The 17,326-nt window shown below is 41.8% G+C and carries 17 protein-coding genes and 1 riboswitch; of the genes, 11 read left to right on the top strand and 6 right to left on the bottom strand.

The features are described from left to right. Window positions 1-142: 142 nt before the first annotated feature. From RFK25_RS01925 to RFK25_RS01910, 4 genes are all read left to right on the top strand, one after another. Window positions 143-1,309, top strand: a complete 1,167-nt coding sequence (locus RFK25_RS01925) for an efflux RND transporter periplasmic adaptor subunit (protein ID WP_332411063.1) — start codon at window positions 143-145, stop codon at window positions 1,307-1,309. Continuing rightward, window positions 1,290-1,985 carry an ABC transporter ATP-binding protein gene (locus RFK25_RS01920; protein ID WP_256778933.1) on the top strand — a complete coding sequence of 232 codons (696 nt, stop codon included), beginning with the start codon at window positions 1,290-1,292 and terminating at the stop codon, window positions 1,983-1,985. The genes RFK25_RS01925 and RFK25_RS01920 overlap by 20 nt, the downstream gene beginning before the upstream one ends. Next, the gene (locus RFK25_RS01915) at window positions 1,986-3,233 is read left to right on the top strand and encodes an ABC transporter permease (protein ID WP_332411057.1); all 1,248 of its coding nucleotides are present in this window, start codon (window positions 1,986-1,988) and stop codon (window positions 3,231-3,233) included. 124 nt (window positions 3,234-3,357) lie between these two features. Then, window positions 3,358-4,422 (top strand): LLM class flavin-dependent oxidoreductase, encoded by a 1,065-nt coding sequence (locus RFK25_RS01910; protein WP_332411055.1) that lies wholly within the window; start codon window positions 3,358-3,360, stop codon window positions 4,420-4,422. A gap of 166 nt (window positions 4,423-4,588) precedes the next feature. Here RFK25_RS01910 and lysS read toward each other — a convergent pair whose 3' ends face one another. From lysS to RFK25_RS01880, 6 genes are all read right to left on the bottom strand, one after another. Then, window positions 4,589-6,079: a lysine--tRNA ligase gene (gene lysS, locus RFK25_RS01905; RefSeq protein ID WP_332411054.1), complete on the bottom strand. Its 1,491-nt coding sequence runs from the start codon at window positions 6,077-6,079 to the stop codon at window positions 4,589-4,591. 89 nt (window positions 6,080-6,168) lie between these two features. After that, window positions 6,169-6,792 (bottom strand): histidine phosphatase family protein, encoded by a 624-nt coding sequence (locus tag RFK25_RS01900; RefSeq protein WP_332411052.1) that lies wholly within the window; start codon window positions 6,790-6,792, stop codon window positions 6,169-6,171. Window positions 6,793-6,794: 2 nt separating this feature from the next. Then, a complete protein-coding gene (locus RFK25_RS01895; RefSeq protein ID WP_332411051.1) occupies window positions 6,795-7,277 on the bottom strand; it encodes an aminoacyl-tRNA deacylase in 483 nt (160 codons plus the stop codon). Then, complete coding sequence (locus RFK25_RS01890) at window positions 7,277-8,119, bottom strand: DUF368 domain-containing protein (protein WP_332411049.1); 843 nt, start codon at window positions 8,117-8,119, stop codon at window positions 7,277-7,279. The genes RFK25_RS01895 and RFK25_RS01890 overlap by 1 nt, the downstream gene beginning before the upstream one ends. A 69-nt stretch (window positions 8,120-8,188) precedes the next feature. Next, window positions 8,189-8,737 carry an energy-coupled thiamine transporter ThiT gene (gene thiT / locus RFK25_RS01885; protein WP_332411048.1) on the bottom strand — a complete coding sequence of 183 codons (549 nt, stop codon included), beginning with the start codon at window positions 8,735-8,737 and terminating at the stop codon, window positions 8,189-8,191. 55 nt (window positions 8,738-8,792) lie between these two features. Next, window positions 8,793-8,888: riboswitch (TPP riboswitch) on the bottom strand. Between the two features lie 26 nt (window positions 8,889-8,914). Continuing rightward, the gene (locus RFK25_RS01880) at window positions 8,915-9,760 is read right to left on the bottom strand and encodes a glycoside hydrolase family 25 protein (RefSeq protein ID WP_105124675.1); all 846 of its coding nucleotides are present in this window, start codon (window positions 9,758-9,760) and stop codon (window positions 8,915-8,917) included. A gap of 111 nt (window positions 9,761-9,871) precedes the next feature. On the opposite strand from RFK25_RS01880, the gene RFK25_RS01875 reads away from it, so the two are divergent. The 7 genes from RFK25_RS01875 to RFK25_RS01845 form a co-directional block, all read left to right on the top strand. After that, on the top strand, window positions 9,872-10,375 hold the full coding sequence (locus RFK25_RS01875; RefSeq protein ID WP_318824345.1) for a hypothetical protein: 504 nt from the start codon (window positions 9,872-9,874) through the stop codon (window positions 10,373-10,375). Next, on the top strand, window positions 10,372-10,737 hold the full coding sequence (locus RFK25_RS01870) for a DUF4430 domain-containing protein (protein ID WP_318824346.1): 366 nt from the start codon (window positions 10,372-10,374) through the stop codon (window positions 10,735-10,737). The genes RFK25_RS01875 and RFK25_RS01870 overlap by 4 nt, the downstream gene beginning before the upstream one ends. 139 nt (window positions 10,738-10,876) lie before the next feature. Beyond that, entirely contained in the window at window positions 10,877-12,091 is a 1,215-nt protein-coding gene (gene ftsW / locus RFK25_RS01865; protein ID WP_332411044.1) for a cell division peptidoglycan polymerase FtsW, read from the top strand. 20 nt (window positions 12,092-12,111) lie between these two features. Next, window positions 12,112-14,808 carry a phosphoenolpyruvate carboxylase gene (gene ppc, locus RFK25_RS01860; protein WP_332411042.1) on the top strand — a complete coding sequence of 899 codons (2,697 nt, stop codon included), beginning with the start codon at window positions 12,112-12,114 and terminating at the stop codon, window positions 14,806-14,808. 115 nt (window positions 14,809-14,923) lie between these two features. Next, window positions 14,924-15,427 (top strand): RNA polymerase sigma factor, encoded by a 504-nt coding sequence (locus RFK25_RS01855; RefSeq protein WP_332411040.1) that lies wholly within the window; start codon window positions 14,924-14,926, stop codon window positions 15,425-15,427. Next, on the top strand, window positions 15,408-16,394 hold the full coding sequence (locus RFK25_RS01850; RefSeq protein WP_332411038.1) for an anti sigma factor C-terminal domain-containing protein: 987 nt from the start codon (window positions 15,408-15,410) through the stop codon (window positions 16,392-16,394). Before RFK25_RS01855 ends, RFK25_RS01850 begins: the two co-directional genes overlap by 20 nt. Window positions 16,395-16,644: 250 nt before the next feature. Beyond that, on the top strand, window positions 16,645-17,326 hold a 682-nt coding region (locus tag RFK25_RS01845; RefSeq protein WP_332411036.1), incomplete at its 3' end, for an SH3 domain-containing protein.

Below are 17,326 nucleotides of genomic sequence, written 5' to 3'. Positions count from 1 at the left end.
TGCTAGTTTCTTACAAAACTGTAAGTAGGAAAATTGACGAACTTTTTATAAAATAATTAGGAAAACACTTGCAAATATTTTTGTATTTGTGTATTATATAGACAACACAAAATAAGTATGTTTTAAAATAAAGGAGAAAAGTATGTTAAAGACAAAGAAAGCTAAAATTGCTTTGTTTAGTGGTCTTGGTGTTGCGGCTGTTGCCTTGATTGGCGGGGCCTTAGCATTTGGTGGGGTATTGGGTGGATCTTCACCAACTTCTACAGAGCAAGTTGCAACGAGCTTGACCTATACAGTTGCTAAAGAGGGTTCGATTGCTTCATCAACCTTATTGACAGGAACAATTTCTGCTGCTGATGAACAATACGTTTACTACGATCCTTCAAAAGGAGATTTGAGCGAGGTATTAGTTGAGCAAGGAACTCAAGTTGAGGTGGGAACCCCCTTGATTCGCTATGATGCTACAGAGTTACAAGCAGCACTTGATACAGCTGTGCGGGGACGTGATAAGATTGGACGTCAAATTTATGAATTGCAGACTAATGGTCAAACTGTTCAAGATACTGGGGATACTGCTACTGATGAGGCTGCAACAGCAGCAGCTCAACGTTCAGTTGATTCCCAATTAGCTGACTTAAATGATTCTTATGCGGATGCTCAAGCTGCTGTGGATAAGGCCTATACAGCATTGACAGAAGCAACTATTTACAGTACTGTCGCAGGTACAGTAGTTGAGGTCAATAAATCGGTTGCCAAAAGCTCGACAACTAGCCAGACCGTTGTTCATATCGTTAACCAAGGTAGCTTACAGGTGACAGGTAATTTAACGGAGTATGATTTGGCTAACATTGCAGTTGATCAAGAAGTGAAATTAACCAGCAAAGTATATCCAGATAAGTCATGGACAGGTAAAATCACCTATATTTCCAACTATCCATCGACAGAACAAGCTACAAGTGCGGTAGCAGGTGCAGGTGGTGGTTCAGGTGCCAAGTATCCTTTCAAAGCAGCCTTAACTAGTGAATTGGGCGAATTGAAACAAGGTTTTACTGTGAATATTGAAGTGGTCAATACTACCAACCATATTTTAATTCCAGTAACAGCAGTTGTGCCAGAAGGCGATAAAAACTTTGTATGGACCATTGTTGAAGGAAAAGCTAAAAAAGTGGAAGTAACGTTGGGAAATGCTGATGCTCTCAACCAAGAGGTGACAGCTGGTATTGCAGTAGGAGATCAGGTCCTCACCATTCCAACTCCAGACCTTGAAGAAGGAAAAGAGGTTGAAGCCTATGAAGAACCAGCTAATTAGATTAACCAATATCAACAAATCCTATAAAAACGGTGACCAAGAACTTCGTGTCCTCAAAGATATCGATTTAGAGGTGGAAGAGGGAGAATTTTTGGCTATTATGGGACCATCTGGCTCAGGGAAATCAACCTTGATGAATATTATCGGGCTATTGGACCGGTCTACAACAGGCAATTATTGGTTGGAAGGTGAAGAAGTCAGTCAACTGTCTGAGAAGAAATTAGCTTCCGTTCGTAATGACCAGATTGGTTTCGTCTTTCAACAATTCTTCTTACTCTCTAAACTCAATGCTCTTCAAAATGTCGAGTTACCTTTGATTTATGCAGGGGTTCCAGCCAATCAACGGAAAAAATTAGCCAAGCGATACTTAGAAAAAGTCGAATTGGCAGAACGGATGACTCACCTACCGTCAGAATTGTCAGGTGGTCAGAAACAACGGGTGGCTATTGCGCGTGCCTTGGTCAATACACCAGCTATTATCTTGGCAGATGAGCCAACAGGTGCCTTGGATACCAAGACAGGCGAGCAGATTATGCAACTTCTGACAGAGTTGAATAATGAAGGAAAGACCATTATCATGGTCACCCATGAACCTGAAATTGCTGCCTATGCCAAACGTAAAATCGTTTTGCGTGACGGTATCATTACAGAAGATAGTAGAAGGGAGGAAGTCTAGATGGAAAACTGGAAATTTGCCCTAAAATCTATCCTAGCCCATAAGATGCGTTCTCTTTTGACTATGTTAGGTATTATCATCGGTGTGGCAGCTGTTGTGATTATCGTTGCTATGGGAACGGGGATGTCCCGTAGTATTGAAAAGTCCTTGGCTGGTGATCAGAATAATGTTCAGGTCTATTTTACGCCTTTTGTTGGAACTGAAGAACGAACCCAGGGTGCATTTACGTACACAGTTCCTGGCGAGGCTTCTGAAGAACAGGAGCCAGATGTAACGGACACAATGTTAAAGGGGCTTTTGGAAATCGATGGGCTCAGTGGCTACTACATTAGTGCTTCAAGTACCTCTACTGTAGCAGCGGGCAATGCGCAAGCTGATAATGTCTTTATTACTGGTGTTAGTCAATCCTATTTTGACATAAAGGCATTAGAAATCTTGGCTGGTCGTCGCTTTACAGTCAATGACTATAGCCGTTTTTCGCGCATCATTATGTTGGATGTAGCCCTGGCAGAGAAACTCTTCGGTTCAATCGATGCAGCCCTCAACCAAATCGTCAGTGTCAATGCTAATTCTTATCTTGTAGTTGGTGTTTACAAAGATCCCAAAGCAGGTACTTCCCTCTATGGTTTCAACTCAGGTGGAAATGCCATTATGACCAATACGCAGCTGGCTGCTGAAATGGGTACCAAGGAAAATAGTGGCCTTTATGTCCATGTAGAAGATGTGAGTAGAGCTGCCGAGGTTGGTCAGGCTGCCGCAGCATACTTGACCAACATAACAGGTCTAAAAGAAGCCCGCTATGATATCTATGATATGTCAGCTATGTTAGATGATTTTAAGAACCAAATGTCAGGTGTCACTACGTTTATCGGTGCTGTTGCAGGGATTTCACTTCTTGTAGGTGGTATCGGTGTTATGAACATCATGTTGGTATCGGTAACTGAGCGAACTCGCGAGATCGGTCTTCGAAAAGCCTTGGGTGCAACCCGTGGAAATATCCTTATGCAGTTCTTGATTGAAGCCATGGTATTGACTACTTTAGGTGGAGCAATCGGCTTAGCTATCGCTCAAGCCATTGTGTTTACTCTCAACGCCACAAAGGTAATGGGAGAAATGACGGCTGAAATTTCAATTCCAGTTGTTCTGGGAAGTCTGGCATTTTCAGCAGTGGTCGGTATTGTCTTTGGTGTCCTACCAGCCAACAAGGCTTCTAAGTTGGATCCGATTGAGGCCTTACGTTACGAATAAGATGTAAAACGATTAGGTTTTCCTAGTCGTTTTATTTTGTGAGCAAATTGATTGACTTTATCACTAATTAGAGATAAAATAAACGCATCAATTAAGAAATAGTGATTTCAAAGGAGAACACATCATGGTAGAATTAGGTATTTCAACATTTGGAGAAACAACCCCTCTTGAAAAGACAGGCGAAACTTACAGCCACGACGAGCGGATTCGCCAGCTAGTCAAAGAAATCGAACTAGCTGATGCGGTGGGACTTGATGTTTATGGGATTGGGGAGCATCACCGCGAAGATTTTGCGGTTTCTGCACCTGAGATTGTGCTGGCAGCTGGTGCCGTCAATACCAAGCATATCAAACTAACATCAGCAGTTTCAATCCTTTCCTCCATGGACCCAGTAAGGCTCTATCAGCAGTATACCACCATTGATGCTTTGTCAAATGGCAGAGCGGAAATCATGGCTGGTCGGGGTTCCTTTACCGAGTCTTTCCCCTTGTTTGGCTATGACCTCCATGACTATGAAGAACTCTTCGATGAAAAGTTGGATATGCTTCTGGAAATCGACAAGGAAACCAACCTCAAGTGGGATGGGCATTTTACCCAGTCTGTCGATAATAAGCCAGTCTATCCACGTCCTGTTCAGGAAGATTTTCCCATCTGGGTTGCAACTGGGGGCAATGTAGAGTCCACCATTAAGATTGCTAAGAAGGGTTTGCCAATCGTTTATGCTGTTATTGGTGCTGGTGCCCATCGCTTTAAACCTTTAGTCGATGCCTATCGCAAGGTTGCTCGCAACTCAGGTCATGATCCAAAGAAAACGAAAGTTGCAGCCCATTCTTGGGGTTGGATTGCAGACGATCATGACAAGGCTGTGGAAGAATATTACCATCCGACCAAGGTGATTACAGATAACATTGCCAAAGACCGCCCACATTGGAGCGAGATGACCAAGGCGCAGTATCTCTACTCTCTAACAGAAGAGGGAGCGACCATCGTTGGAGATCCAAAACGTGTAGCTGAAAAAATTATTAAGACCATTGAAACGCTTGACTTGGACCGATTCTTCCTCCATCTCCCAATCGGCTCCATGCCACACGAGGATGTCCTCCGTGCTATCGAACTCTACGGAACAGAAGTCGCGCCAATTGTCCGAGATTGTTTTGCAAAAAAAGAGGAGAAACAGTCCCAAGGCTGATGAGATAGTTGATTGGATGAGTTATACTATAGTCAATCCTAAATATTTTCATAATCTCCTGAAAATCCTGACCATTTGGTCGGGATTTTTTGCATTCAAAAATGCTCCCAGAAATTTCTAGGAGCATATTTACTTAACAGATAATCAGTTGTTACAAGAATTACATTTACTTCATGGTCGGAAATAGCAACACATCCCGAATAGTAGTAGTATCTGTCAGAAGCATGCAGAGGCGGTCGATACCGATTCCAAGTCCACCTGTTGGTGGCATACCGTATTCGAGGGCTTCGATGTAGTCGTAGTCCACGCCTGTTGCTTCATCATCACCCAACTCCTTGGCTTTGGCTTGGGCTTCAAAGCGTTCCAATTGATCAATTGGGTCGTTCAATTCGGTAAAGGCATTTCCGTATTCCTTGGTCATGATGAAGAGCTCAAAGCGGTCTGTGAAGCGTGGGTCTTCATCGTTTTTCTTAGCCAGTGGTGACACGGCTACTGGGTGACCATAGACGAAGGTTGGTTGGATAAGAGTTGCTTCAACGTACTCTTCAAAGAAGCTGTTGATGATTTGGCCAACTTCTGTATGGTGTTTTTCCACAGGGACCTTGTGCTCAGCTGCTAGGGCTTTTGCTTCCTCGAAGCTCATATCTTGCCAGAAGTCCACACCAGTTTGTTCCTTAATGGCATCGACCATGTGGATACGCTTGAATGGCTCGTGGATATTGATGACAGTATCCTGGTAAGTCACAGGGCCGTCGCCGACAACCGCCTTGGCAGTGTGTTGGATAATGCCTTCTGTCAAGTCCATGATGTCCAAGTAATCCGCATAAGCTTGGTAGACCTCGATTGATGTGAACTCAGGGTTGTGGGTCGCATCCATGCCTTCGTTACGGAAGATACGGCCGATTTCATAAACGCGTTCCATACCGCCGACAATGAGGCGTTTGAGGTGGAGTTCTGTCGCGATACGAAGCACCATGTCAATGTTTTGGGCATTGTGGTGGGTGATGAATGGACGGGCTGCCGCACCACCAGCTTCGTTGTGAAGGACTGGTGTTTCCACTTCCAAAAAACCAAGTCCGTCAAGGTAACGGCGGATTTCTGAGATGATTTTTGAGCGAGTTACAAAGCGGTCAAAGCTTTCACGGTTGGTAATCAAGTCCAAATAACGCTTGCGGTAGCGGGTTTCGATGTCTGTCAAACCGTGGAATTTTTCTGGCAATGGGCGGAGCGCTTTAGACAGGTGAGTTAACTTGCGAGCATGGATAGACAGCTCACCAACGTTGGTCTTGAAAACATCACCCTCGACACCGATAAAGTCACCTAGGTCTGCTTTTTTGAAGATTTCATAGTTTTCATCGCCAACATCATCCTTACGAACGTAAATCTGAATTTGGCCTTCGCGGTCTTGAATGTGGGCGAATCCAGCCTTACCTTTACCACGCTTGGTCATGATGCGGCCAGCGATGATCGCCGTTTGTCCCAATTCTTCTAAGTCTTCTTTCGATTTGTCTTCGTACTGGGTCTTCAATTCAGCTGAGTTAGCAGAACTCTCAAAGCGTTTCCCAAATGGGTCAATGCCCTGTTCAGCAAGAGCCATCATTTTTTCACGACGGACAATCTGTTGGTCATTTAATTCTTCAAAATGTTCAGTTGACATAAAATTTTCATTCCTCCAAAGTCTGTTCCTTCTATTTTATCATAGAATAGGGAAAAAATCAGCAAAAAAGAAAGCAGGTAACTGCTTTCTTAGTGAGATTTATAGCTGGTGTCATTCCAAGCTAGTTCAGTAAAGTGTTCAAAGTCAGTTGTTTCCAAAATGCTTATGGAAGCATTATCCAAGCCACCGCGGTGACGGAGCTGGGCAGGTGTAAATCCGAGCAGCCGGTGGATGGAAGCGGTTAGGATAGCTCCGTGGCTGACAATTAGGACCCTATCCATGTCCTGTCCTTTTAGTGATTGGACAAAATCCACCATCCGTTGAGTAACTTGATGGACACTTTCTGCTTCAAATAGGTCATTGTCAAAAAGGGCTAGATTATGTTTGAGAGCGCGTGCTTGTTTGGGATAGATGGAACGAAAAATTGCCATCTTGCTTCCTTCCAATTTTCCAAAATTCCATTCCCGTAGCTGAGGGGTGGTCTGGACAGTTTGGCAATGGTGATTGACTTTAGCAATTTCTTGGGCAGTTACTTGAGCACGTTGAAGATCGCTTGAGTAGATAGCGTCGAACGGGATTTCAGCAAGGTGTTTGCCTAGTTTTTCTAAATCCTGATAAGATTCAGGCAAAAGTGCTGAATCACCAGAATAGCCCTGAAAGCGTCCCTCTAAATTCCACTCGGTTTTTCCATGACGGACAAAATAGATTTTCAAGTCTAGTCCCTCCCCTCAATCAAATCGGCAAAGTCAGCTTTTACAAAATCAGCTAATACCTGACTGTCAATGCGGATAGAACGCCCAATTTCTCCAGCAGACACAATCATCTGGCCTTTTTCGAGTGCAGACTGGTCAATGTAGATAGGGAAGTTGTGTTTTTGCCGTATTCCGACTGGATTGTTGGCACCGTGAACATAGCCAGTTGTCTTTTCCAAGTCCTTTTGTGGAATCATGCTGACTTTTTTATTGCCAGAAATTTTAGCTAATTTTTTCTCAGACAGGTGCTCAGTAATAGGCACAATACCAATGACAGGTCCTGTCTTATCACCTGTTAATGCTAGCGTTTTGTAAATTTCGTGTTCTTCAATTCCTGGTGGCAACTGGCCGTCAAGGGCATTTAAAACAAGGCTATCATGATCGATCTTAGCCTTGTCTAATATTTGGTCCACCAAGGTTTTTTTGATTTTAACCTTTTTTGCCATTATTTATATTTTTCCTCAAGTTTACTCATCCAAAGCCCTAACCAAATTCCCAAAATAAAGAGAATTACTGCGGAAATCCAGGTACCAAAGCCAGCGCCAGCATAGGAAATTGCTTCGTCATTCCCCACTTGTGGAATTAAAATCAAGAGGGTAGATGATAAAACAATTCCGATGATGAAGTGATAAACGCGCGAATGGTAAACCTTCAAAGCATGATCCATGGCTTTTGAGAATGCGACCATTGCTAAGGCTCCACCAATAGCAATTGGTAAGAAGGTTCCCAACAAATCAAGTGATTTGAAACCATTAAGCATGGGCGAGTAGATACCTAAAATCAAGAGCAAGTTTGAAGGGCTGAGTCCAGGGACGAGTATACCCAATGCAATCAGAGCTCCTGCCAATACAAAACTCGCGAAGTTTGTTGGTAATGTTCCAACTAGACTATTAAGATTATAAAGTAAAAGTCCTGAGATGACAAAGGTTCCGATCAACCAAGCCCAGTCGATGGTATCGCGTTGGCTTTTTAGTGTCGATTCCTTGACTAAGCTAGGAATGGTACCAACGATTGCTCCCGCAAATGCCCACAAAACTGGGACTTGGAAATGTTGCAATAAAAATTCTACAGGGAAAGAGAAAAGTGCGATTCCCAAAATTCCACCAATTCCTACAGGAACAAAATAAAGAAAGTTTTCCTTAAAATCCTTGCGAACATTTGCCAAAAATCCAATCAGTCGTTCGTAAATTCCCAAAATAGCAGCCAAAACCCCGCCAGAGACACCTGGCAGAATGAAACCTAGAGCAATAATCATCCCTTTGATGATACGAGAAATCCAAGATGACATAAGACCTCCAAAAATTTTTTTAACGCTTCATTATAACACAAAAATGAAAAAGGCCCTTAAAAGGAGGGCTTATTTCTTGTAAAAATTTGGTCTTGCTTTATAGAGTAGAATGAGTAAGATACAAGCGATGACAGTTGAGGGAAGAATATAGCTGATATTATAGGTAAAGGAATAGAACCAGACAGGTGTACCAGCAGGGGCATAGTCTGCATAGAAGATTATTCCAGATAGGAAAGTGGCAAGTAAGCGAATGCTACCACCAAGTAAACCAGAAAGACTAATGATGAGGGCAGCTTGTCTGAGGTCTTTTTGTTTGGTTAGGAGTGGTGCCACTAATCCTGCTAAACCAATTCCAGCATAGGAGAGTGCATAGTCCAGAAAAACTTGGAAGATATTCAAAAAGTAACCGCCATAGAAGAGTTGGATGGTTCCCACAATTCCACCAGTTAGTAAACCAATTTGCCAACCGTGGCGAAGAGAAAGGAGTAGGATGGGTAACATGACCAGAGAAACTGAACCACCTTGGGGCATGGTAAAGAGTGGGAACTTGTCAAAGACCAGAGCAATGGCAGAGAAAATAGCTACTTCAGCTAACACACGCATTTTGGATGGAAACATAAAAATACTCCTTTGTTTAGTGGACAAAGGAGTGTTTATAGTGGACAGAGTAACCGTCTATAAAGCACACAATCCCTACGCTAGTTCTAACTAGATCAGGTTCGAGGATTTCGCAAAAGCGATCTCAGCCGAAGCACTCCTTTGTGTATATGAAATTACTAACAGTCTATCATTTTATTATGGGGTTGTAAATAGTTTTTGATAAACTTCATTAGGATCTTTTAGGGTTGTGATAAGATTGAGGTCTAGATGATGGGCAAAGCCATTGACATAACCTCGAGATGTATATTGATGTAAGTCGTAGTCGAGATCAGTATTTGGAGCAGCATTGTAGTAGCCCGAGTCGTCCCCATAAGTTGGTATCCAGATGGCATCAAACTTGTCCACATTAATACTGTGGTCCTCCATGAAATAGGTCCCGATATAGATACCGATATTCTTAGCACCTAGGGTTTCCAACTCCTTGCGGAAGGCTTCTACCCCAGCATTCATATCATTCATGGTGTATTCTTCTACATCTAACCAGTAAAATGTAGGATTGTATTGGTTGGCAGCCTTATAGAAACTACGGGCCTCTTCCTTCATATTTTCAATGCTGTTACCTGTTACATAGGCATAGACTGCAACTGGGATATTGCGAGCTTGAAACTCTTTGATATGGGTTGCAAAAGACTTATCTAGTCCATTCTTGTCAGTGGCTGTATTTTCACTCTTGGTATGTGAGCCACTCTGAATACGGACGATAGCACCAGAAATATTTTGGCTTAGTGTGTCGTAATCAATCTCGGATGGTCTTTGCCAGGCTGAAACGTCAATGATTGGTTTCATTTCAAGGGCATTGGTGATATGATAGCTAGGCTTTGTTCCTGATTTTTTCGAGCTGGAGCTAGCAGTTGTACTTGATTGGGCTGTTACGGTTTCTTTCTTATTGGCAGTATTTCCCAGAACACCAGTTATGGAAATTAGAATAAAAAAAGATAGGAAAAAACCAATAACAACCATTGGATTTATTTTCTTTCTCATCCCTATTATTTTATCTCAAATAGCAAAAAAAATCAAAAAAATAATATTGAAAAGAGGATGTGAGGTAGATACTATTGACAAATGAGCTATAATAGGGTATTCTAAAGTTATATGGGTAAATATCATGATACAGTGAAACGCTTGAGTAGAATAGTACTATTAACTTCCTTAACCATCGTGTTACGGATTGTTTTTGGTGCTTTTCCAAATATTAAACCTTTGACAGCAATATTCCTTGTCAGTCTTTCTTTTATGGGATTGATGGATGCTTGGCTGGTTATGACCTTAACCATGGTTGGAAGTGGTCTTCTCTTTGGTTTTGGACCGGTAGTCCTGTGGCAAGTGCTTAGCTTCGGTCTAGTCCAGCTGCTATGGTGGTGCTTGGTGAGGCCTTTGGTGAACACGGAGCGATTGTCTATTTGGCTACAGTCATTGCTTGCTGCTCTATTGGTCTATGTTTATGGCATGCTTATTAGTATCTTGTCTGCTTGGCAATTTGGTCTGTCACCTCTTATCTTCTGGTTCAATGGTTTATTCTTTGATAGCCTTCATGCGATTTCAACTTTCTTGTTCTATCCCATTATTGACTACATTTTTAGGAGATTTTATAAATGAAACGAATACTTTTTATTGTTACACTTCTTATGACAATAGTTCTAGCTGCTTGTCAAGCAAATCCTGTCGAACAAGCTGAAACCAAGATGACAGTCACTTTGCAAATTACCAAAGACGGTAAAACTACTAGTCAGGAAGTAGAGGCAGAGCAGGGCGATAGTGTCATGGATGTTTTAGAGGACTACCATCAAGTAGAAAAAGATAATGGCATGGTAACAGCTATTGATGGTGTTAGTCAAAATCCAAGTACCAATACCTACTGGATGTATAAAATCAATGATCAGATGGCAGACAAGGGGGCAGAAGAGCTGAAACTAGCTGCTGGCGATAAGATTGAATTTTATCTTGAAACATTTGAATAATGGAAGGAGGGGAGGTCCCCTCTTTTTTGTGCTAAGGTAGATTTCCGAAAGATGTCTTTACTTTATAGACCCTACTGGGTAATTTATAGTAAAGTATGCTATAATAGAACCCAGTACTCGAAAGAAGGTTGGATTAGAAATGAAGATTGACAAACGGCAGTTATTGAACTATTCCATTCTCATTCCCTATCTAATTTTATCTGTGATAGGATTGATAATCGTCTATTCAACAACCAGTGCCACGCAAATTATCAATGGAGGGAACCCTTTTAGAACAGTCATTAACCAGTCGCTTTTCTGGGGTGTCAGCCTCTTTGCAATTTACACGATTTACCGTATGAAATTAAGCTTTTTGAGAAGGAAGGCAGTCATTTACTCAGTTATTTTATTCGAGGTGCTTCTCTTAGCCATTTCTCGTTTGTTCCCGCCTATCAATGGGGCCCACGGTTGGATTCCCTTGCCTGGAGCTGGTAATTTGCAGCCTGCCGAATACCTCAAGTTGATTATCATCTGGTATTTGGCTCACGAATTTGCCAAACAGCAGGCTGATATTCGGACCTATGACTACCAGGCTTTAATACAGGGAAGCTGGATTCCTAGAGAATTCACTGATTGGCGTGTGGTCAGCCTTCTCTTGTTAGCTATGGTGGCAACCTTACCTGATCTGGGAAATGCAACCATTGTCGTCTTGATTATGGTGATTATGATTAGTGTCAGTGGTATTGCTTATCGGTGGTTTTTGACAGCGGTTTTGAGTATCGTTGCAGTGTCAGGCTTTGTTCTAGGAACAATCTTTGTTCTTGGTGTTGAAACAGTTGAGAAAATTCCTCTGTTTGGCTATATCGCCCGTCGTTTCGCAGCCTTTTTTGACCCTTTTGGCAATGCCACGGGGGCAGGGTTGCAGTTGACCCATTCCTTCTATGCCATGAGTAATGGTGGCTGGTTGGGTCGCGGTTTGGGTAACTCCATTGAGAAAAAGGGATATCTACCAGAAGCGCAGACAGACTTTGTGTTTTCCATTGTGATTGAAGAGTTGGGATTTGTGGGTGCTAGCTTGATTTTGGCCTTGCTTTTCTTCCTCATCATTCGCATTATCATTGTAGGTGTTCGTGCCCGCAGTCCATTTAATTCCATGATGGCCTTGGGTGTGGCAGGAATGCTCCTCATTCAGACCTTTGTCAACATTGGTGGAATTGCAGGTATTATCCCTGCGACGGGAGTGACCTTCCCCTTCCTATCGCAAGGAGGGTCTAGCCTACTCATTATTTCGATTGGCATTGCCTTTGTCCTCAATATCGATGCCAACGAGAAGCGTAAATTGATTGAAGAAGAGATTGAACGGACAATCGGCTAAATAAAGGAAAGAGAGTAGAAATGTCTATCCAAAAACTAGAAAACTATAACAACAAAGAAACCATTCAAGAAGAAATTGCGATTTTAACGACTATCCTTGAAGAAGTAGCGGCCCAGATGATGCCCCAGGAAACCTTCAAGAAGATTATTGAATTATCCCAGCTTTCTCGTGAGGATGATTACCAGTCCTTGCTTGCGATTATTGGTCAATTAAATAACGAAGAATTAGCAGTCATTTCTCGTTACTTCGCTGTCCTTCCTTTGCTGATTAACATTTCAGAAGATGTGGATTTGGCCTATGAAATCAACCACCAAAATAATATCGACCAAGATTATCTAGGGAAAATCTCAACGACGATTGACATGGTGGCCAAGCAGGAAAATGCGGCAGAAATTTTGGAAAAACTCAATGTTGTTCCCGTTTTGACAGCACATCCAACCCAGGTGCAACGTCAATCTATGTTGGACTTGACCAAGCATATTCATGAGTTGCTTCGTCGCTACCGTGATGTGAAAATGGGCTTGCTGAACAAAACTAAGTGGGAAGACCAACTTCGTTGCTACATTGAAATCATCATGCAAACGGATATGATTCGCGAGAAGAAGTTGAAGGTAACCAACGAAATCACCAATGTTATGGAATACTATAATTCTTCCTTTATCAAGGCTGTGACCAAGTTACAAGGTGAGTACAAGCGCTTGGCTGCAGAAAAAGGTATTGAGCTTAACAATCCTCGTCCTATTACCATGGGAATGTGGATCGGTGGTGACCGAGATGGCAATCCATTTGTAACGGCAGAAACACTGAAATTGTCAGCCTTAACCCAGTGCCAAGTCATCATGAACTACTACGATGAGCAACTCCATAAACTCTACCGTAATTTCTCTCTCTCAACTTCCATCGTGAAGGTTTCAACAGCTGTCAAACTATTGGCTGAAAAATCAGAGGATAGTTCAGTCTATCGAGAAAATGAACCTTACCGTCGTGCCTTTCATTATATTCAGATGAAATTGGCCAATACGCGCGCTTACTTGGTGGATAATAAGCTTTCTGATGTCCGCTACGCCAATGTCACTGAATTTAAAGAAGACTTGCTTGCGATTAAACAGTCCTTGATTGACAATAAGGCAAACGCCTTGATCAAGGGTGATTTTACAGAATTGCTGGAAGCAGTTGAGGCCTTTGGTTTCTACCTAGCCAGCATCGATATGCGTCAAGATTCGTCTATTCATGAAGCAAGTGTTGCAGAGCTTTTGGCATCTGCTCGTATTGTTGAGAATTACTCTAGCTTGTCAGAAGAAGCGAAATGTCACGTTCTTTTAAAACAATTAGAAACAGATCCACGCATTCTCTCAGCTACTCATGTTCCAAAATCAGAACAATTGCAAAAAGAACTGGCAATCTTTGCTGCTGCTCGTGAATTGAAGGATAAGCTGGGTGAGGAAATCATCAAACAACACATTATCTCACATTCTGAAAGTGTTTCTGACTTGTTAGAACTCGCCGTGCTCTTGAAAGAAGTTGGTTTGGTCGATATGGACAAGGCGCGTGTGCAGATTGTGCCACTCTTTGAAACCATCGAGGACTTAGATAATGCTTCAGCAACCATGCGTCAATACTTGCAACTTGACTTGGCTAAACGTTGGATTGCTGGCAACAAATATTACCAAGAAATCATGCTTGGGTATTCTGATTCCAACAAGGATGGCGGCTATCTTTCATCAGGTTGGACACTCTATAAGGCTCAGAATGAATTGACTCAAATTGGTCAAGAATTCGGTGTTAATATCACCTTCTTCCATGGTCGTGGCGGCACAGTCGGTCGTGGTGGTGGACCATCTTATGATGCCATTACCTCACAGCCTTTTGGCTCCATCAAAGATAGAATTCGTTTGACTGAGCAAGGTGAGGTAATTGGTAATAAATACGGAAATAAAGATGCTGCCTACTATAACTTGGAAATGCTTGTTTCGGCTACGCTAGACCGAATGACGACACAAATGATTACAGATGCAAACGAGATTGATGGGTATCGTGAGACCATGGACGAAATCGTAGCAGATAGTTATTCTATTTATCGTGATTTAGTTTTTAACAATCCTCATTTCTACGATTATTTCTTTGCAGCAAGCCCAATTCGTGAGGTATCAAGTCTCAATATTGGTTCTAGACCAGCTGCTCGTAAGACTATCACGGAAATCAGTGGACTTCGTGCCATTCCTTGGGTATTTTCATGGTCGCAAAACCGTGTCATGCTTCCAGGTTGGTACGGTGTAGGTTCCAGTTTCAAACGCTTTATTGATAAAAATCCAGCCAACTTAGCAAAATTACAGAAAATGTATGAAAGCTGGCCATTCTTCCGTTCACTTCTATCCAATGTGGACATGGTTCTGTCCAAATCCAACATGAACATTGCCTTTGAGTATGCAAAAATGTGTGAGAGTGAAGAGGTGCGCAATATCTTCCATATTATCTTAGATGAATGGCAGTTGACTAAAGATGTGATCTTATCTATTGAGCAAAATGATGCCTTACTAGCAGAACTTCCTTTCCTCAAAGCCAGTCTGGACTATCGTATGCCGTATTTCAACGTCCTCAACTATATTCAGATTGAACTGATTAACCGCCTTCGTCGTGGAGAACTCAGCAAGGAACAAGAAAACCTCATCCACATCACCATCAACGGTGTGGCGACAGGTTTGCGAAATTCTGGTTAATCTTATTTAAGCAACTTCTTCGGAGGTTGCTTTTTTAATACGGTAAAGGATATAATATTTTTAAAAAATGTGTAACCAAATAGAATTCCATTCGTTATATTAGTGAAAGGAGGAGATGAGCATCAAATTGGATGAATATGAAAAAGAAGTCATCGGCATTGCCGAGGAGATTTCCTACTACCTGCAAAAATCAGGCGCCACATTTGCAGACAGCCAGGATATAGCCCAGGATGTACTGGTGAAAATCTTAGAAGCAGAACTTGTCCTTCCTTTTGACAAATTACGAGCCTGGCTTTATCGTTCGGCAGTTAGAGCCTACATCGACAAATACAGGAGGGACAAGCACTATCATGAAATTCTACAAAGGGAATTTTTTGCCAGCGAAAAGGTTTTGGTTTATGACAAAGAAGGTTATGAAGAACTCTATCAGGCAGTAGCAGACCTGCCAGCCAAGTATCAGCATGTCATTGACCTGTATTATTTTCAGGATATGAGTGTCAAAGAGATTGCCCATATCTTAGGATATAGTCAGAGTTTAGTGAAAATCAATCTTTACCGAGGTCGAAAACTTCTAGGGAAATTGTTAAAAGAGAGAGGGTATGAATATGAAAACTTTTGAAATTGCAACAAAGAAAAGCAAGAAAAAACAATTATTGAAAACAGTCGGTCTATCTACATTAGGGCTCTTATTGATTACTGGAGCGACCTTGAAGACCTTGCAGATCTTGACTGCTAATAATGGTGAAAAAATCTATCAAGAACATGAATTATTGTCACAAGTTGCCTATCCAAACATTGAATACTCAACCTACTATTATAAAGCGACCTCTCTATTTGCTGGAGCTGTCCATGCAGATCGCCACAAAGATTTGGCAGGAGTTCCAGTTGCCTTTGGTGACTATGAATACCAATATGATTGGTTGGGAACGTATTTGAATTTTTCTCAGGATGGTCCTTCTTATAAAGGAGAGATTGCCTATGATCGCCAAACCTGGTCAAAACTCCCTCTCTTCTATAATACGGAGAAAGTTGACACAGATGACTTTGCAAGGGTTCCCAGTCAAGAACTTTCTTTAGTAAAAGACATGTCTAATCAGCTAGTAGAAGTAGCCATCACTTTTGATAAAAAATATAGTTTTGGAGACTTGCGGACCATGCTTCCTCAAAATTTAAAAAAGAATTGGTACTGGATCGGAACAGCTTCTAAGAAGAACACAGCTGATTTTCGTATCGATCAGTTATTTGGTCTTCAAGGAGAGGCTCTAAAGGTTTATGAACCAGATTCGGAATTACCAGCAGAGGCAGCTGCATGGAATCCTTTAACACCTATGAAAAAAATGGCGGAACAGTATAATCATTATTTAGGAGAGTACGCACTCGTCACAGATGTGAAAACTTTCTTGGAAAAATTTGGTGACACGGACTTTTCTAAACAAGAAGAGATTGATACCTTGGAGTTCGCTGGGATTATCCTAACTGGGCGGGCGGAAGACTTTGCACAGCTAGAAGGCAAGGACTGGATTTATGCGTCAAGTATTGGTGCCTCAACTCCAAATCAACCCTACTATCGATTAGATTTCGAATAGCAGATGGCTAGTACCTTGTTTGAAGTGTATTCAGACAAGGTTTTTATATTTTGAAAAAATTTTAAAAATATCTTATTTTTCATCATTTTTTTGTATTTTTTGCGAATAGTATAGATAGGAGAGATGAATATTTCTTTCTAGATACAAATGTTACAAAAATATTACAAATGTTACAATTTTCACTTGTTTTATGACATGGATAAGTATATAATATAAGTGAAAAGGATAACAGAAAGGTAGGATATGATTTATGCGTCGCACAAGATTTGGTCAGGAAAAACAAAATTTTTCTATTCGTAAGTACTCTCTAGGTGCTGCTTCAGTACTGATTGGAACTAGTCTGGTCTTCGGTTTGCAGGAAGTGAAAGCGGATGAACAGGCAGGGGCGGTTGCGTCAAGTAACCTACCATTGGTACAAGTCCAAGAGAGTAGTCTGGTTGATAAGATAAACTCTCTTTCAAATCAAGTCGCCGTAGAAACACAGGAAGTGATCGCTCAGACAAGTAAGGTGGAGAGCGAGCAGGTTCCGGAGGTTCTCACAAGTCAGATGGGTGAAGAACAATCTTCGAACAGTCAATCATCTTCAAAAGAAGCGCGTACAGAACAAGTAGTAACTCCTACTAAACAGGAAGTAGCTGTTCAGTTAAGTCCTGCAATGGAGATTCCGCAAACTACAGTAGTAGTTGTAGAGGAACCAGCTGTCAATTTAGCACCTCAAGGACAATATGTCTACGAAAAAGAAACAGCTGTCAGAAATCAACCAAGTAAAACTGCTCCAGTAGCCTTTTATGCACAGGTGGGTGACAAAGTTAATTATGATAAAAAACTAGAGGTAGATGGTCATCAGTGGATTTCTTATCTATCTTATAGTGGTACCCGTCGCTATGTAGATTTGGGTCAGGTCGCAAGTTCACCTGCGACAGCCCCTAGTC

Source organism: Streptococcus sp. SS-4456, assembly GCF_036680365.1.
Classification (GTDB): domain Bacteria; phylum Bacillota; class Bacilli; order Lactobacillales; family Streptococcaceae; genus Streptococcus.
Note: the sequence above shows the minus strand (reverse complement) of the source record. Positions and strands in the feature narration are given on the sequence as shown.

Excerpts from the sequence above, each read along its gene's own strand:
- RFK25_RS01925 (WP_332411063.1), top strand. The coding sequence starts at position 143 with ATGTTAAAGACAAAGAAAGCTAAAATTGCTTTGTTTAGTGGTCTTGGT.
- RFK25_RS01920 (WP_256778933.1), top strand. The coding sequence starts at position 1,290 with ATGAAGAACCAGCTAATTAGATTAACCAATATCAACAAATCCTATAAA.
- RFK25_RS01915 (WP_332411057.1), top strand. The coding sequence starts at position 1,986 with ATGGAAAACTGGAAATTTGCCCTAAAATCTATCCTAGCCCATAAGATG.
- RFK25_RS01910 (WP_332411055.1), top strand. The coding sequence starts at position 3,358 with ATGGTAGAATTAGGTATTTCAACATTTGGAGAAACAACCCCTCTTGAA.
- lysS (WP_332411054.1), bottom strand. The coding sequence starts at position 6,079 with ATGTCAACTGAACATTTTGAAGAATTAAATGACCAACAGATTGTCCGT.
- RFK25_RS01895 (WP_332411051.1), bottom strand. The coding sequence starts at position 7,277 with ATGGCAAAAAAGGTTAAAATCAAAAAAACCTTGGTGGACCAAATATTA.
- RFK25_RS01890 (WP_332411049.1), bottom strand. The coding sequence starts at position 8,119 with ATGTCATCTTGGATTTCTCGTATCATCAAAGGGATGATTATTGCTCTA.
- thiT (WP_332411048.1), bottom strand. The coding sequence starts at position 8,737 with ATGTTTCCATCCAAAATGCGTGTGTTAGCTGAAGTAGCTATTTTCTCT.
- RFK25_RS01880 (WP_105124675.1), bottom strand. The coding sequence starts at position 9,760 with ATGAGAAAGAAAATAAATCCAATGGTTGTTATTGGTTTTTTCCTATCT.
- RFK25_RS01875 (WP_318824345.1), top strand. The coding sequence starts at position 9,872 with ATGGGTAAATATCATGATACAGTGAAACGCTTGAGTAGAATAGTACTA.
- RFK25_RS01870 (WP_318824346.1), top strand. The coding sequence starts at position 10,372 with ATGAAACGAATACTTTTTATTGTTACACTTCTTATGACAATAGTTCTA.
- ftsW (WP_332411044.1), top strand. The coding sequence starts at position 10,877 with ATGAAGATTGACAAACGGCAGTTATTGAACTATTCCATTCTCATTCCC.
- ppc (WP_332411042.1), top strand. The coding sequence starts at position 12,112 with ATGTCTATCCAAAAACTAGAAAACTATAACAACAAAGAAACCATTCAA.
- RFK25_RS01855 (WP_332411040.1), top strand. The coding sequence starts at position 14,924 with ATGAGCATCAAATTGGATGAATATGAAAAAGAAGTCATCGGCATTGCC.
- RFK25_RS01850 (WP_332411038.1), top strand. The coding sequence starts at position 15,408 with ATGAATATGAAAACTTTTGAAATTGCAACAAAGAAAAGCAAGAAAAAA.